The 15279-nt window shown below is 65.2% G+C and carries 13 protein-coding genes; 6 read left to right on the forward strand and 7 right to left on the reverse strand.

The features are described from left to right. Positions 1-21 precede the first annotated feature (21 nt). Together HWQ56_RS15755 and HWQ56_RS15760 are read left to right on the forward strand one after the other, a co-directional pair. Positions 22-762: a response regulator gene (locus tag HWQ56_RS15755; protein WP_176571092.1), complete on the forward strand. Its 741-nt coding sequence runs from the start codon at positions 22-24 to the stop codon at positions 760-762. After that, positions 759-2063, forward strand: coding sequence for an ATP-binding protein (locus HWQ56_RS15760; protein ID WP_158159246.1), 1305 nt, complete (start codon positions 759-761; stop codon positions 2061-2063). Before HWQ56_RS15755 ends, HWQ56_RS15760 begins: the two co-directional genes overlap by 4 nt. A gap of 12 nt (positions 2064-2075) precedes the next feature. Here HWQ56_RS15760 and HWQ56_RS15765 read toward each other — a convergent pair whose 3' ends face one another. From HWQ56_RS15765 to HWQ56_RS15780, 4 genes are all read right to left on the reverse strand, one after another. Next, entirely contained in the window at positions 2076-2600 is a 525-nt protein-coding gene (locus HWQ56_RS15765) for an ankyrin repeat domain-containing protein (RefSeq protein WP_209008682.1), read from the reverse strand. A gap of 72 nt (positions 2601-2672) precedes the next feature. Next, a complete protein-coding gene (gene katB / locus HWQ56_RS15770) occupies positions 2673-4187 on the reverse strand; it encodes a catalase KatB (protein WP_233270977.1) in 1515 nt (504 codons plus the stop codon). 245 nt (positions 4188-4432) lie between these two features. Next, entirely contained in the window at positions 4433-6055 is a 1623-nt protein-coding gene (gene treA / locus HWQ56_RS15775; RefSeq protein WP_176571093.1) for an alpha,alpha-trehalase TreA, read from the reverse strand. 60 nt (positions 6056-6115) lie between these two features. Then, positions 6116-7648 (reverse strand): MFS transporter, encoded by a 1533-nt coding sequence (locus tag HWQ56_RS15780; protein WP_176571094.1) that lies wholly within the window; start codon positions 7646-7648, stop codon positions 6116-6118. A 103-nt stretch (positions 7649-7751) separates the two neighbouring features. Here HWQ56_RS15780 and HWQ56_RS15785 point away from each other — a divergent pair, with 103 nt between their 5' ends. Continuing rightward, positions 7752-8645 carry a LysR family transcriptional regulator gene (locus tag HWQ56_RS15785; RefSeq protein ID WP_176571095.1) on the forward strand — a complete coding sequence of 298 codons (894 nt, stop codon included), beginning with the start codon at positions 7752-7754 and terminating at the stop codon, positions 8643-8645. 19 nt (positions 8646-8664) lie between these two features. Here the strand turns inward: HWQ56_RS15785 and HWQ56_RS15790 are convergent, their stop codons facing one another. Further along, positions 8665-8862 carry a hypothetical protein gene (locus tag HWQ56_RS15790; protein ID WP_176571096.1) on the reverse strand — a complete coding sequence of 66 codons (198 nt, stop codon included), beginning with the start codon at positions 8860-8862 and terminating at the stop codon, positions 8665-8667. Positions 8863-8937: 75 nt separating this feature from the next. On the opposite strand from HWQ56_RS15790, the gene HWQ56_RS15795 reads away from it, so the two are divergent. After that, the gene (locus tag HWQ56_RS15795) at positions 8938-9492 is read left to right on the forward strand and encodes a cysteine hydrolase family protein (RefSeq protein ID WP_176571097.1); all 555 of its coding nucleotides are present in this window, start codon (positions 8938-8940) and stop codon (positions 9490-9492) included. Positions 9493-9608: 116 nt separating this feature from the next. On the opposite strand, the gene katG is transcribed toward HWQ56_RS15795, so the two are convergent. Further along, positions 9609-11861: a catalase/peroxidase HPI gene (katG, locus tag HWQ56_RS15800; RefSeq protein ID WP_176571098.1), complete on the reverse strand. Its 2253-nt coding sequence runs from the start codon at positions 11859-11861 to the stop codon at positions 9609-9611. A 589-nt stretch (positions 11862-12450) separates the two neighbouring features. Between katG and HWQ56_RS15805 the strand changes: the two genes are divergently transcribed. Both HWQ56_RS15805 and HWQ56_RS15810 read left to right on the forward strand, forming a co-directional pair. After that, entirely contained in the window at positions 12451-13302 is an 852-nt protein-coding gene (locus HWQ56_RS15805; protein ID WP_176571099.1) for a CAP domain-containing protein, read from the forward strand. A 110-nt stretch (positions 13303-13412) separates the two neighbouring features. Beyond that, positions 13413-13907, forward strand: a complete 495-nt coding sequence (locus tag HWQ56_RS15810; RefSeq protein ID WP_176571100.1) for an MgtC/SapB family protein — start codon at positions 13413-13415, stop codon at positions 13905-13907. Positions 13908-13926: 19 nt separating this feature from the next. Here HWQ56_RS15810 and HWQ56_RS15815 read toward each other — a convergent pair whose 3' ends face one another. Continuing rightward, the gene (locus HWQ56_RS15815) at positions 13927-15057 is read right to left on the reverse strand and encodes a Gfo/Idh/MocA family protein (RefSeq protein WP_176571101.1); all 1131 of its coding nucleotides are present in this window, start codon (positions 15055-15057) and stop codon (positions 13927-13929) included. Between the last annotated feature and the right edge of the window lie 222 nt (positions 15058-15279).

Here is a 15279-nt window from a genome sequence, read left to right on the forward strand (position 1 = left end):
AACCGCCAGAGAGGAGCTGTCATGGAGCGTGTGGACCATATCCTGATCGTCGACGACGACCGCGAGATCCGTGAATTGGTGGGTAACTACCTGAAAAAGAATGGCCTGCGCACTACGGTGGCCGGTGATGGCCGGCAGATGCGCGCCGCCCTGGACGACACCCCGGTGGACCTGATCGTGCTGGACATCATGATGCCCGGCGACGATGGTCTGTTGCTGTGCCGGGAACTGCGTGCCGGCAAGCACAAGGCCATTCCGGTGCTGATGCTGACTGCCCGCAACGACGAAACCGACCGTATCGTCGGCCTCGAGATGGGCGCCGATGACTACCTGACCAAGCCCTTCGCCGCCCGCGAACTGCTGGCGCGCATCAACGCCGTGCTGCGCCGCACACGCATGCTGCCGCCCAACCTGCAGGTGACCGACAGTGGCCGGCTATTGGCGTTCGGCCAATGGCGGCTGGACACCAGCGCCCGCCACCTGCTGGACGGCCAGGACACCCTGGTGGCGCTGAGCGGTGCCGAATACCGCCTGCTGCGGGTGTTTCTCGACCATCCCCAGCGGGTGCTCAACCGCGACCAGTTGCTGAACCTGACCCAGGGACGCGATGCCGACCTGTTCGACCGTTCCATCGACCTGCTGGTAAGCCGCCTGCGCCAACGCCTGCTGGACGATGCCCGCGAGCCGGCGTACATCAAGACGGTACGCAGCGAAGGCTATGTGTTCTCGATGCCGGTGCAGGTTCTCGGGGCGCCAGCATGAAGACCTGGTTCCCGTGGCCGCGTACCCTGGCGTCGCGGCTGTCGCTGATTTTCCTGGCCGGCCTGGTCCTGGCTTATGGCTTGTCGTTCGGCGCGCAATACTGGGAGCGCTACCTGAGCTCCGAGTCGATGATGCACAAGACCATGGAGCGTGACGTCGCCACGGGCGTGGCCATCCTCGACCACCTGCCCGCCGACCAGCGCGGTGACTGGATTGCGCGCCTGGCGCGCCAGGTATACACGTTCGAGCTGGGCGACGGCGCACCGGGGCAACCGCTGCCCATCGCCGAGTTACCCCATGCGGGCCAGGCGATTCTCACCGGATTGAACAACAGCCACGGCCTGAATTTCACCCACACGGTGGACCCACGCGACCGTTTCCAGGCGCACCTGCGGCTGGACGACGGCACCCCGGTGACCATCGACGTGCACCCCTCCTCCATGCCCATTCCCCAATGGCTGCCCGTGATGTTGCTGATCCAGCTGGCCGTGGTATGGGGCTGCACCTGGGCCGCGGTGCGCATGGCCACCCGGCCCCTGACCCGCCTGGCCAGTGCCGCCGAAGCCCTGGACCCCAACAGCGCCGGCCAACGCCTGGACCTCAGCGGGCCCAGCGAAGTCACCCACGCGGCCTCGGCGTTCAACGCCATGCAGGACCGCATCGCCACCTACCTCAAGGAGCGCATGCAACTGCTGGGCGCCATCAGCCATGACCTGCAGACGCCGCTGACGCGCATGAAACTGCGCGCCGAGTTCATGGACGATGGCGTGGAAAAGGACAAGCTGTGGCATGACCTGAGCGAAATGGAGCACCTGGTGCGCGAAGGCATCGCCTATGCCCGCACCCTGCACGGTGCCACCGAGGCCAGTTGCCGTATCGACCTCGACGCCTTCCTGCAAAGCCTGGTGTTCGACTACCAGGACGTCAACCAGCCCGTCGCCCTGGCGGGCAACAGCCAGGCGCAAATAGACACCCGGCCCCAGGCATTGCGGCGCATTTTGTCGAACCTGGTGGACAATGCGCTGAAATTCGCCGGCGACGTCAGCCTGGGCAGTACCCGTGCCAGCGATGGCAGCGTCACCATCGAAGTGCTGGACCAGGGCCCGGGCATTGCCGAGGATGAACTGCAGGCCGTGTTCAAGCCGTTCTACCGCTTGGAGAACTCGCGCAACCGCTCCACCGGAGGCACCGGGTTGGGGTTGGCGATCGCGCAGCAACTGACCCTGGCCATCGGCGGCCAGCTGACGCTGCGCAACCGTGAAGGCGGCGGGTTGAGCGCGCGTTTGCAATTGCCGGGGTGATCGGCCGAGGCCTCACCGCGAGGGCGTTGGCCGGAACTGCCCTTGTGCCAGGCCTTGAACGTCATTGCCCAGGTCATCCTTGGCGTCCAGGTCGGCGCCCTTGGCCTTCAGCGCTTGCAGGATGTCCTGGCGATGGAACAGCGCCGCGTACATCGCCGCGGTCTGGCCGGCATGGTTGCGCTGGTCGGCGTTGCAGTCGGCGTTGACCAGGCGGTGGGCGATGCTCAGTTCGCCCTTGAAAATCGCTCCCATCAGCGCCGTATTGCCGTGGTTGTCCTGCACACAGGGGTTGGCCCCGGCGTGCAGCAGCTGTTCGACCGCCGCCTGCTGGCCGTGATAGGCGGCCAGGATCAAACCGGTGTAGCCCTTTTCGTCCTGGATATTCAGGTCGTAATGGGCCTCGATGAACGTCGCCAACCGTGGCTGGTCGCCTTCACGGGCGGCGTCGAAAAACAGTTCGCGGAGCTGCGTGCGCGGGTCGGCGCTGGCAGCGCCGGTGTACAGGGCCACCAACAAGCCCAACAGAAATAGTCTCACCTCATGAAGCCTCTCGAATCCAGCGTTACGGCAGGACCGGGCATCGCCCGGCCCTGCCAGGAGCCGCGTCAATCAGTCGGGCAACTGTGCAGCCAGGGCCTTGACGTTCGCCAGGTCACCCTTGGCCACCTTGGTCACCCCGGTGCCGTAGGCCGGATCCGCCTTGTACAGGTACGACAGCATGATCTGCTTGCTCTGGGTGTCGGTGTCAGCCAACGACTCGCCGAAGCTCTGGATCAGGTCCTGCTGCTCTTTCGGGCTGTAGGAACGGTACAACTCGCCGGTCTGCTTGAAGTTCTGTTCGCGCTGGATCTTCGCCTGCTGGGTGCTGCCGCTCAGGGCCAACTGGCTGTAGCGGGCGTCCGGATCCGCGGGGCGCGGGTTCAGGCGGCTGGGCTCGTAGTTCACGCCCGTGGTGGTATGGCCAGTGTTGAGCGCGCCGTCCTGGTTGCCATTGTTCACCGCCACCCGCGGCCGGTTGATCGGCAGGCTCAGGCCGTTGGCCCCCAGGCGGTACATCTGGGTGTCGGCGTAGGAAAACACCCGCCCCTGCAGCAGGCGATCTTCGGACGGTTCGATACCCGGCACCACGTTGGCAGGCGCCATGGCCACCTGTTCGGTTTCCTGGAAGTAGTTGTCGACGTTCTTGTTCAGGGTCATCTGGCCGATCTTCTGCTCCGGCACGTTGGGCCAGATCTTGGTGGCGTCCAGTGGGTCGAAGTCGAACCTGGCCAGTTCTTCAGGCTTGAGCACCTGGATGTACAGGTCCCATTTTGGGAACTCGCCCTTGTTGATGGCACCGACCAGGTCATGGGTGAGGTGCGCATAGTCCCTGGACTGCACCTGGGCGACCTGGGCCGGGTCGAGGTTCTTGATACCTTGCAGGCTTTTCCAGTGGAATTTGACGTAGTGCACTTCGCCCTTGGCGTTCACCAGCTTGTAGGCGTGCACACCGTTGCCGTCCATGAATCGGTAGCTGGCCGGCGTGCCTTCGTTGGAGTACAGCAGGGTCAGCGTGCGGGTCGCTTCCGGCACATGGGAGAAGAAGTCGAAACGGCGCGAATCATCGTCCAGGTTGGTCCGCGGGTCCGGCTTGAACGCGTGGACCATGTCCGGGAACTTGATGGCATCGCGGATGAAGAACGTCGGGAAGTTATTGCCCACCAGGTCCCAGTTGCCGTCGGCGGTGTAGAACTTGGTGGCGAAACCCCGCGGGTCACGCAGGGTTTCGGGCGAATGGTTGCCATGCACCACCGAGGAGAACCGCACGAACACCGGGGTATGCTCGCCCTGGCGGAACACAGTGGCCTTGCTCAGGTCGCTGATGTTGCTGGTGGCCACGAACTCGCCGTGGACCCCGGTGCCGCGGGCATGCACCACGCGCTCAGGGATGCGTTCGCGATCAAAGCGCTGGAGTTTTTGCAGCAGCTGCACGTCTTGCAGCAGGGCCGGGCCGTTGGCGCCAGCAGTCTGGGAGTTCTGGTTGTCGCCCACAGGGGCGCCGTTGTCGCGGGTCAGGGTAGCGGCGAATGCCGAGCTGCAGGCCAGCAGGCCACAGGCGACCAGGCTCAGGGCGTGGCCGGACAAGGTATTGATTTTCAAAGCTAATCCCTCATGGATTTTATGATGTGCTTGCCTTTTCAAGCCTAGAGAGGGTTAACCCTGAATCGTAAATTGAAAGGCCCTATGCCCTCGATTGAAATCTTTTCTGGCGCTTCGTAGCAGCGGTCCTGGCCGCGTCATGAACGCCGCGCGGTATCAGGTATACCGCAGGGAGTCCTGACGCGGCCAGGTCCGCTGCTACGAGGGGCGCAATGTTTAGACCATTACGTCTATTTACCGGCGGTGTAAGGCGTGGAGTATTTCTGCAACAGCTTCAGCGTCACGCCGTTGGTCCAGCCGAACCCGTCCTGCAGTTCGTACTCACCGCCGCCACCGCCCTCGCCCAGGCCCGACAGGTCATATTTCTCCACCAGCTTGTCCTGCACGCTGTAGAGGTTCTGGACCTGATGCAGGAAGCGGGTGCCGATCTGCGCGGCCAGGCCGGTTTCCTGGTAGCGGCTCAAGCCCTGCACGGCCACCCATTGCAGGGGCGCCCAGCCGTTGGGTTCGTCCCATTGCTGGCCGTTGCTGACCTGTGTAGTGGCCAGGCCGCCCGGGCGCAGCAGGCCGTTGCGCACCGCATCGGCGGTCGCCTTGGCATGCGCCTGGGAGGCCACGCCGGTGTACAGCGGGAATACCGCGGCAGCCGTCAGCGCCGGGCGTTGCTGACCTTGCCGCCAGTCGTAGTCCACGTAATAACCGCCAGCGCTGTTCCACAGGTGCGTCTCGATGGCGACCTGACGCTGTTGGGCGCGCTGGTCGAAGTTCTGCGTACAGGCACTGTCGGCCGCGGCCTGGCAGGCCTTGGCGATGGTTTTTTCCAGGTGGTACATCAGGCTGTTGAGGTCCACCGGCACAATCGAGGTGGTGCGAATACTGGTCAGGCTCTTGCTGTCGCCCAGCCAGCGGGAACTGAAGTCCCACCCGCTCTCGGCACCCGCGCGCAGGTCGCGCCACACCTCTTCCTTCGGCCGGGTGGGCACCTGCTCGGCGGTTTTGACGTCTTGCATCCAGGATTCCTGGCGCGGCGAAGCGCTGGCGTCCCAATACCGGTTGAAAAGGCTGCCGTCAGGCAGCTTGACCACATGGCGAATCGCCTGGCCAGCCTTGAGGGCCTGGGCGCCGTCCATCCAGTAGGCGTATTCCTTCTGCAATTGCGGCAGGTAGCGGCTATAGGCCTGGTCACCTTCGATACGCGCCTCCAGGTCCACCATGTAGGCAAAGAACGGTGGCTGCGAACGGCTCAGGTAGTAGGTGCGGTTGCCATTGGGGATGTGACCGTAGGTATCGATCATGTAGGCGAAGTTGTCGACCATCTGGCGAACCTGGGCCTTGTCGCCGCTTTGCTCCAGGCCGAGCATGGTGAAGTACGAGTCCCAGTAGTACATCTCACGGAACCGCCCTCCGGGGACCACATAGGGCTGGGGCAACGGCAGCAGGCTGCTGTACTGGGGGACCTGGCTGTAGCTGCGGCTCAACACCGGCCAGAGCTTGTCGATGTGTTCCTTGATGGGTGCCCCGGGTTTGGGCGCAGGGCTCTCGGCTTCGCCGGATTCGATGAAGTTGGCGGTGACGAACGCCTTGAGGTCAAAGTCCGAGCGCTCGCGTTGGGCCAGGTAATCGGCACGAATACGCGCCGGGTCACGCTTGGGCAAGGCGTCGACGAAGTGTTTCTGGTCGGTGAACACCTGGCCGCGCTGGACGGCTTCGAACAGCTCCGGGTAGGCCTGGTCGGGCGGCAGCGCCTGCAGGCTGGCGGGATCGCCCGCCCCCCACATGGCTGGCGGGTGGCTGGAACACGCCGCTACCAGCAGGGCGGCACAGGTCAGGCTGGTCAAGTGCAAAGGTCGCATGGCGGACTCCTTGTCGGGTCGGTGGCAACATGCAAGTGACCGCCAGCCTTTGCCGCGGGTTCAGTCGAATTCGGCTGCCAGGCCCGTCTGCTGTGCGGTCACCGGCCGTTCCGCGAGGAACAGCAGCACCACCGCTGCCGATGCCAAAGTGATCGCGATGAGGGCCCAGGTGACCTCGGCGAAGGCACTGGCGACAGCAGCGGCCAGCACTTCGCGCGGTGCCGCGCCCAGCAGCGCCCGGGCCTGGGTCATTTCCCCCGCGCCCAGGTATTGCGCGGCCTGCGCGACTTGATCCGCGGGCAAACATGGCAGCGCCAGGCCCAGCTGCCGAGCGATCAGACCACTGCTCAGCGCGGTGACTATCGCCAGGGCAATGCCCTCGCCCGCCACCCGCGTGGTACTGAAAATTCCCGTGGCCATGCCCGCACGCTCTTTGGGCACCACGCTCACCGACAGCCCGTCCATCAGGCCCCAAGGCAGGCCGGTGCCCACCCCGATCACCAGCATCGGTGCTACCCAGGCCAAGGGATGGGCCCCCGCGTCGATGCGCCCCAGCCACCACAAACCAAACGCTGCCACTACCAGGCCCAACGCGCAAATCACCCCGGCGGAGGCAAACCGTACCAGCCAGGCAGCCACGCTGGGCACCACCAGCATGGGCCCGCACAGGGCGAGCATGGCCAGGCCGGCGTCGACTTCACTACGGCCTTCGATGCCGACAAAGCGCAACGGCAGCGCCACCAGCAGCACCACGAAGCAATAGCAGGTGGCGATGGGCAGCAATTGCACGCCCAGGAACCGTGGGTAGCGCAACAGGGACAGGTCCAGCATTGGCCGCGCGGCGCGTTGCTGGCTAACCACGAAACCGGCCAGCAGCAGTGCCGCGGCCAACAGCTTGCCCCAGACGGCAGGGTTGGCCCAGCCATCAACCGGCACTTGCATGATCGCCCAGGTCAGCAGCCCCAGCGCGGCGCTGAACAGCACCGTGGCCACACCATCCACGCGCCCGGCAGCCGGATCGCGGGACTCGCGCAAGTGGCGTACACCCAGCACTAGTGCCAGGGCACCGATCAGTGCTGCAGTGACGAACACCGCGCGCCAGCCCAATTGACTGATCAGCCAACCGGATAAAATCGGGCCCAGGGCCAGCCCGACCCCGAAGCTGCTACCCAGGGCACTGTAGGCGCGGGTGCGGGCGTGACCGTCGAACAGTTCGGCCAGCGACGCCGAGCCACCGGCCAGTGCCGCCGCCGCGGCGACACCCTGCATGGCCCGCAGGGTATCCAGCCATAGCACGCTGGGGGCGATGCCCAGCGCCAGGGAAACGAGTACGTACAGGCCCACGCCCGTGACGAACAGGCGCTTGCGTCCATAGGTATCGGCCAGGGTACCGGCAGCCAGCAGCAGGCTGCCGAACGTCAGCATGAAGGCGTTGGTGATCCAGGCCAGGGCCAGGGGGCTGCCACCCAGGTCACGGCCAATGGCCGGGGTGGCGATGGCGCCAGCGGAAAAGCTCAACGGCAAGATAACGGCGGCCAGGCACACGGCCAGCAAACCGTAACGGGGAGCAGGAGCAGAGGTCATGAGCAACATCCTGTGGCCAGATTCGAGGCCATGAGGATAGGATGTCTCCTATCGCGGAAAAACAGGCCATGAGTCCCCTCTAAGCGGACAAAATGTCCATAAAGGAGTGTGCATGGAAAGCCTTAGCGGCCTGACCGCCTTCGTTCGCGCCGTAGAGCTGGGCAGCTTTGTCGGGGCGGCCCAACGTTTGCGGGTATCGCCCTCGGCCATTGGCAAGAGCGTGGCGCGGCTGGAGGAAAGCCTGGGGGTTCGCCTGCTCAACCGCAGCACCCGGCACCTGAGCCTGACCGAGGCCGGCGAGCTGTTCTATGCACGCGGCCGGCGCGTGGTGCAGGAACTGGAGGAAGCCCAGACCGAGCTGCTGGCCCAGCGCGAGGCTCCCCAGGGCCGGCTGCGCATCAGCTCACCGGCGCTGGGTTACCGCATGCTGGTGCCCATCCTGCCGGAATTCACCCGTCGCTACCCCAGGATCGAACTGGACCTGGACTTCAGTGACCGCATGGTCGACGTGATTGCCGAACGCATGGACGCGGTGATCCGCAGTGGCGATGTCGTCGACTCCCGGCTCAAGGCCCGCACGCTGGGGAGCTTCCGCCTGGTACTGGTAGGTGCACCCGCGTATTTCGCCGAGCATGGGACGCCCGGCACGCCTGAACAACTGCGCAACCATGCGTGCCTGTTCTACCGGTTTCACAGCAGTGGCCAGGTTCAGCCGTGGACGTTCGAGGGGCGCGAAGGGCTGCCGGCGCTGGAACTGCCCGGCACCCTCACCTTCAACAACATCGAAGCCTTGATCGGCGCCGCCATCAGCGGCCTGGGCATTGCCTACCTGCCGGACTTCGCCGTGGGCCAGTACCTGCGCGACGGGCAATTGCAGAGCATCCTCGATGACCGGCTGATGGCAGGTGGGACGTTCTCGCTGCTGTGGCCAGGCAGCCGCCAGCCGCTGCCCAAGCTGCGGGCGTTCGTGGACTTCCTGGCCGAACACCTGGTGCTGGGGCCGTGATGGGCCAGGCGTTGGCGGGTCAATGCTCCGCCGCTACCCGGCAGCCTTTGCGGTGGCGAATTTCTTCATCGGTGGGCCGGGTGCGGTCGAAGTGGAAGGTGCCGTCGGAGTAGATTTCCAGCCAGCCCCATTCACAGGTGGTTTCGTCCTGGCCGGGCTCAGGCGGCTTCGCCCACCAGGGCTCACGGCTGACGAGGGTGCGTGTGGCTGCGGTCATGGTCGGCTCCTGCGGCACGTGCAATCGGTAGACTCTCTGATGATAGACTCCGGCCTTTGGCAGAAGGAGCGTCCCATGTCTACCGGCCATGTCCACCCGGCAGCCTTGCTGATCATCGACATGCAAAATGGCATCAACCATCCACGCCTGGGCCGGCGCAACAACCCTGACGCCGAAACGCACCTGGCTGCCGTACTCGCCCATTGGCGCAACCGGGGCTATCCGGTGGTGCATGTGCGCCATGTGTCCCGGCAACCGGGTTCGGTATTCTGGCCGGGCCAGGCCGGCTGCGAGTTTCAGCCTGCTTTCACACCCCTGCCCGACGAGGCCGTGTTCGAGAAGAACGTGCCCGATGCCTTCGCGGCCAGCGGCCTGGAGCGCTGGCTGCATGCCCGGGGCATCGGCCGCCTGGTGATTGCCGGGGTCGTCACCAATAACTCGGTGGAGTCCACGGCGCGCAGCGCGGGTAACCTCGGTTTTTCCACGCAAGTGGTCGGCGACGCCTGCTACACCTTCGACAAGGTCGACCTCAACGGCCGGCACTGGCCTGCCGAAGCGGTGCACGCCTTATCGCTGAGCAACCTGGCCATGGACTACGCGACCATCATCGAGCACACCGCGCTGCTGTAGCAGCGGACCAAAGGTACATGCGGTGTGCCTGAAGCTGCGCGGTGCCCAGGACGCGGCCGGGTCCGCTGCTACGCGCTGTAGCAGCGGACCTGGCCGCGTCGAAGGGGCGTGCGGTGTCAGGCGAGGTCGAAGCGGTCCAGGTCCATGACTTTGGCCCAGGCAGCAACGAAGTCGGTGACGAACTTCTGTTGGCCATCGGCGCTGCCGTACACTTCCGAGAACGCCCTCAACTGCGCATGGGAACCAAATACCAGGTCTACCCGGGTGCCCGTCCATTTCACCGCCCCGCTCTTGCGGTCCCGTGCCTCGAAGGTGTCGGTGCCACCCCCGGTCGGCTTCCACTCTACCCCCATGTCCAGCAGGTTGACGAAGAAGTCGTTGGTCAAACTGCCTGGGCGGTCGGTGAATACCCCATGCTGGCTCTGCCCGACGTTGGCGCCCAGCACCCGCAAGCCACCCACCAGCACGGTCATTTCCGGCCCGGTGAGGGTCAGCAGTTGCGCCTTGTCCACCAAAAGCGCTTCGGCCGAGACGGTGTACTGGCCCTTGAGGTAATTGCGAAAGCCATCGGCGATGGGCTCCAGAAAACCGAAGGACTCGACGTCGGTCTGCTCCTGAGAGGCGTCGACCCGGCCGGGGGAGAACGGCACGTTGACGGTATGGCCGGCATTCTTGGCGGCCTGCTCGACCCCGGTGTTGCCGGCCAGCACGATCAGATCGGCCAGGGACACCTTGGCGCCCTGCTCGCTCCTGATGTTTTCCAGGGTCTGCAATACCTTGGCCAGCTGCGCCGGCTGGTTGGCTTCCCAGTCTTTCTGCGGGGCCAGGCGCAAGCGCCCGCCGTTGGCACCGCCACGCTTGTCCGAGCCACGGAACGTGGACGCCGCCGCCCACGCAGTGGAAATCAGTTCACCGATGCTCAAGCCCGAGGCCACTATCTTGGCCTTCAAGGCCGCCACGTCCTGGTCACTCAGGGGGGCGTGAACCGCCTGGGGCAGCGGGTCCTGCCAGAGCAGCTCTTCCGTCGGCGTTTCCGGGCCCAGGTAGCGGGCCAGCGGGCCCATGTCACGGTGGGTCAATTTGAACCAGGCACGGGCGAAGGCGTCGGCGAGCTGGTCAGGGTTGGCCAGGAACCGCCGGGCGATGGGTTCGTAGACAGGGTCGAAGCGCAAGGCCAGGTCCGAGGTCAGCATGCTCGGGGCGCGGCGTTTGGTCGGGTCATGGGCGTCGGGAATCTTGCCAGCCCCGGCACCGTTCTTCGGCGTCCATTGGTTGGCGCCCGCCGGGCTCTTGGTCAGTTCCCAGTCGAAGCCGAAGAGGTTTTCCAGGTATTCATTGCTCCATTGGGTAGGCGTGGAAGTCCAGGTCACCTCCAGGCCACTGGTGATGGTGTCGGGGCCCTTGCCGGTGCCAAAACGGTTGCGCCAGCCAAACCCCTGTTCCTCCAGGCCCGCGGCCTCCGGCTCGGCCCCTACATTGTCGGCCGGGCCTGCGCCATGGGTTTTGCCGAACGCGTGGCCACCGGCGATCAGGGCCACGGTTTCCTCATCGTTCATGGCCATGCGGCCGAAGGTTTCGCGGATGTCCAGGCCGGATTTGACGGGGTCGGGGTGGCCATCCGGCCCTTCCGGGTTGACGTAGATCAGGCCCATCTGCACCGCCGCCAAGGGGTTCTCCAGGTGGCGGCCATTGTCGGTGCGGCTGGTCTCGGTGCCGTGCAGGTCGGGCTCGGCCACCAGGGTACCGTCGCCAGGTGGCTGCGCCTTGAGCTGTTCGTTGCCGTAGCGCACGTCGCCGCCCAGCCAGGTTTTTTCCGAGCCCCAGTACACGTCTTCGTCCGGCTCCCATACGTCCGGGCGGCCGCCAGAGTAGCCGAAGGTCTTGAAGCCCATGGATTCCAGGGCGACGTTGCCGGTCAGCACGATAAGGTCGGCCCAGGAAATCTTGCGGCCGTATTTCTGCTTGACCGGCCAGATCAGCCGGCGGGCCTTGTCCAGGCTGACGTTGTCGGGCCAGCTGTTGAGCGGTGCGAAGCGCTGTTGGCCGGCCCCGGCGCCGCCCCGGCCATCGCCGGTGCGGTAGGTGCCGGCGCTGTGCCAGGCCATGCGAATGAACAGCGGGCCGTAGTGGCCGAAGTCGGCGGGCCACCAGTCTTGCGAGTGGGTCATGACGTCCAGCAGGTCTTTTTTCACCGCGGCGAAATCCAGGCTCTTGAATTCCTTGGCGTAGTCGAAGCCCTCGCCCATGGGGTCGGAGCGTTCGGAGTGCTGGTGCAGGATTTTCAGGTTCAGCTGGTTCGGCCACCAGTCACGGTTGGTGGTACCGCCGCCGGCGGCATGGTTGAACGGGCATTTCGATTCGGTTGCCATGATTGTTTACCTTATGGTTGGCTGCGTGCGGCTGCCACGGGCGCTGAAGGCACGAGGCAGCAGGGGCAATTTCAGCAACACAGGGGCGAGGCCCGCGGCGCCTTCAGCGGGTCGGCGAGGCCACGGGGCAATGGCGAATTGCAGCAATCAAGGTGCCTGGACCGCAATCCTCGGCAGGTTGGACAGGCATTGCCATCGTTATTATCTCCTTGTCAGGTTCCCACCTATCGACGCACGATGGCGGTAGAAACAGCCTAGCCGCCTCTTGCGCATAGGGCTAATAGCCGCCGTATTGGGCAGCGATAGAGCGAGACTTTCATCTTCACCAGGGAATTTCTTCGCCCCACTTCATTCAAACTCGAGATAACCGCGCTAAGCGTGCATTCGTGCACGGTTTGCAGATACCCTAGGGTCTGTATGAAATGTATTCCAGCGAAGGTCAGGCAAGGCGAAAACAGGCGAGGAAGCGGAGTTTACGTGTTGTAAATGAGCATTCCGAGCCTGTTTTCAACGCAGCATGGCCGAGTTGGGATGCATTTCGTACAGAGCCTAGCAACGTCCCTCAGTTGTCTGCCCCCTGGAGACCGCCATGCCCGCTTTGCCCCCCGTCCTGCGCCTGGCCGCCTGCTCCCTGGGCCTGACGTTGGCCGCCCATGCCGCCGCCAGTGACGAGTCGCCGTTGATCGACTCGATCAACCAGTTCCGTGGCCAGGTGCAGCGGTGCGACGGCCAGGCGTCCCATGAATTGCCGCCGCTCAACGTCGACCCGCGGCTGGTGCTGCCGGCCAGCGGCAGTGGCGACCTGCGCGACGCCATGGCACGCGCGGGCTACCCGATGGTCAGCGTGCAGGCCATCAGCCTGTCGGGCCCGCGGGATGCCCAGGCGGCCATGGCGGCCGTACAGGAAAGCTTCTGCAAGGTGGTGCTGGACCCGCAGTTCATCGACATCGGCGTCAGCCACCAGGGGCAGGACTGGCGCATCGTGGTGGCGCGGCCGCTGCTGCCCAGCAACCTGGGCAATGCCCAGGCCGAAGGCCAGAAGTTGCTGGCCCAGCTCAATACGGCACGCGCCCAGCCCCACACCTGCGGTGCCCAGGCGTTCAGCCCGGCGCCACCCTTGGCGTGGAATGCCACCTTGGCCCAGGTCGCCCAGGCCCATGCCCAGGACATGGCCAACCGCAATTATTTCGACCATCTGGACCACGACGGCCATACCCCGGGCGACCGCGCCGAACTGGCCGGCTACAACGCCCAGGCGCTGGGCGAGAACATCGCCGCCGGGCAGGACAGCGTGGCCAAGGTCGTGGCCGGCTGGCTGGCCAGCCCCGGGCATTGCGCCAACCTGATGAACCCGCAGTTCCGCGACCTGGGCGCGGCGTATGCCACCGACCCGAAAAGCGATGCGGGTATCTACTGGACCGGCATGTTCGGGGCGCAGTAGTCGCGCAGCATGTTCGCAACCCGTGGGTGACCTGGTCGATTGCACGCGCAACCGGGCACTCCGGTCGCCGCCCACGGTCCATCTTTCATTCCCCTGTAAAGGCCTTGAAGATGAACGCCTGGTGGCAAGAAGCCTGGTCCACGCTCCAAGAAGAATTTGCCGATATCACCGATGCCTCGCAGCTCACGCGGGTGGCCGTCCGGCTTTTGATGGCGGCGATACTGGGTGGGGTGCTGGGGTTCGAGCGCGAGCACAAGGGCAAGGCCGCCGGGGTGCGCACGCACATGCTGGTGTCGCTGGGTGCAGCGCTGTTCATTCTGGTGCCACAGATGGCTGGCGCCGACCCGGCGGCGATCAGTCGAGTGGTGCAGGGGCTGGTGGCCGGTATCGGCTTTCTGGGTGCCGGCACCATTCTCAAAGGCCATGCCGAAGACGTGCACCACGTGAAAGGGCTGACCACCGCGGCAGGGCTGTGGATGACGGCGGCCATCGGCGTGGCCGCCGGCATGGGCCGCGAGGCCACGGCGGTACTGAGTACGGTCCTGGCCTTGCTGGTGCTGGGGGTGATGCCGCTGATCGTCGAGCGGTTCGAGCGTGAAGGTTGAGTGCGTAGCGTGAATGGTACTACCGGCCCTTGGCCTGGACCGTTTCCACCTGCACCCACCGTTCCTCCCGCGCCGCCACCCGGATGGCGGCCGCCAACCGCTCTACCGCCAGGGCCTCGGCGAAGTCCGTGCCGGCCTGCCCCTGGCCCGCCACCGCCATGAGCAGTTCATGCACTTCCAGGGTCTTGAGTTCGTTGTAGCCCAGCTGGTGCCCCGGCGCTGGGCTGAAGGCCGCATAACCGGGCAGCGTCGGGCCGGCCAGGATACGCTCGAAGCCTTCGCGCCCGGCGCGACACAGGCGCAGTTCATTGAGCCGCTCCTGGTCGAACGACAAGGTGCCCAGGGTGCCGCTGATTTCAAAACTCAGGTGGTTCTTGTAGCCGTGCTTGAGCCAACTGCTGCTGAAGGTGCCCCGCGCGCCGTTGGCGAAGCGCAGCAGCGCCTGGGTGTGGTCATCGATGACGATGGCCTTGCGTTCGCTACTGCCCGCAGCGGCTGGCCGCTGGCCATGCACCGTCTGGCTATCGGCGCATACCGCCTGTACATCGCCGATCAGGAAGCGCGCCATGGCCAACAAATGGCTGCCCAGGTCGGCCAGCGCGCCGCCGGCATGGCTGGGCTCACAGCGCCATGACCAGGGCGCTGCAGGGTCGGCCATGAAGTCTTCGCAGAATTCGCCGTCGAAACTGATTATCTGTCCCAGTTCACCCCCGCGAATCATCTGCCGGGCCCGTTCGATGATCGGGTTGTGCTGGTAGTTGTACCCTACTCGCGTGACTACCCCCGCCGCTTGCGCCGCCCGGTGCATGTGCTCGGCCTGCTCCAGGCTCACGGCCAGGGGCTTTTCGCAATACACGGCCTTGCCCGCGGCCAAGGCCGCCATGGCCATGGGAAAATGCAGGTGGTTGGGGGTGGTGATCGCCACCAGGTGCACCGCCGGGTCGTCGATCAGCCGCTGCCAGTCGCTGTGGGCCGTGGTGAAGCCCCAGGCCCGTGCACATTCGGCGCCGCGCTGAGGGTCGGCGTCGGCCAGCGCCGCCAGGCGCAGGTTGACGGGCAGCTCGAACGCCGCGCTGACATTACGAAAGGCCAGGGCGTGGGCACGCCCCATGAAACCTGTGCCGATGAGCCCGATACCCAGTTCACGCATGAGAGTGCCTTTTGAATTGTTGTTTTGATTGCCTTAGTTATGGAATATAAATTCCAACAAGGCAATATCAGAACTAAATTTCTTTTTGGCACCCCGCCTCCGCCCCGCCCGCGACCACGGTCACGCCCCGCTGGCGCAGCCTGGTACAACGCCTCGTCAGCCGAGAAGCCACGTCGAGAGGGTCTGCGCGGGGCTGCAGGAAACAGAACATAACTTGACCGC

The organism is Pseudomonas eucalypticola, assembly GCF_013374995.1.
GTDB lineage: Bacteria > Pseudomonadota > Gammaproteobacteria > Pseudomonadales > Pseudomonadaceae > Aquipseudomonas > Aquipseudomonas eucalypticola.

What these genes read in the sequence shown, in the direction of transcription:
- HWQ56_RS15755 (WP_176571092.1), top strand. Translation starts at nt 22, where the DNA reads ATGGAGCGTGTGGACCATATCCTGATCGTCGACGACGACCGCGAGATC.
- HWQ56_RS15760 (WP_158159246.1), top strand. Translation starts at nt 759, where the DNA reads ATGAAGACCTGGTTCCCGTGGCCGCGTACCCTGGCGTCGCGGCTGTCG.
- treA (WP_176571093.1), bottom strand. Translation starts at nt 6,055, where the DNA reads ATGCGACCTTTGCACTTGACCAGCCTGACCTGTGCCGCCCTGCTGGTA.
- HWQ56_RS15780 (WP_176571094.1), bottom strand. Translation starts at nt 7,648, where the DNA reads ATGTTGCTCATGACCTCTGCTCCTGCTCCCCGTTACGGTTTGCTGGCC.
- HWQ56_RS15785 (WP_176571095.1), top strand. Translation starts at nt 7,752, where the DNA reads ATGGAAAGCCTTAGCGGCCTGACCGCCTTCGTTCGCGCCGTAGAGCTG.
- HWQ56_RS15790 (WP_176571096.1), bottom strand. Translation starts at nt 8,862, where the DNA reads ATGACCGCAGCCACACGCACCCTCGTCAGCCGTGAGCCCTGGTGGGCG.
- HWQ56_RS15795 (WP_176571097.1), top strand. Translation starts at nt 8,938, where the DNA reads ATGTCTACCGGCCATGTCCACCCGGCAGCCTTGCTGATCATCGACATG.
- katG (WP_176571098.1), bottom strand. Translation starts at nt 11,861, where the DNA reads ATGGCAACCGAATCGAAATGCCCGTTCAACCATGCCGCCGGCGGCGGT.
- HWQ56_RS15805 (WP_176571099.1), top strand. Translation starts at nt 12,451, where the DNA reads ATGCCCGCTTTGCCCCCCGTCCTGCGCCTGGCCGCCTGCTCCCTGGGC.
- HWQ56_RS15810 (WP_176571100.1), top strand. Translation starts at nt 13,413, where the DNA reads ATGAACGCCTGGTGGCAAGAAGCCTGGTCCACGCTCCAAGAAGAATTT.
- HWQ56_RS15815 (WP_176571101.1), bottom strand. Translation starts at nt 15,057, where the DNA reads ATGCGTGAACTGGGTATCGGGCTCATCGGCACAGGTTTCATGGGGCGT.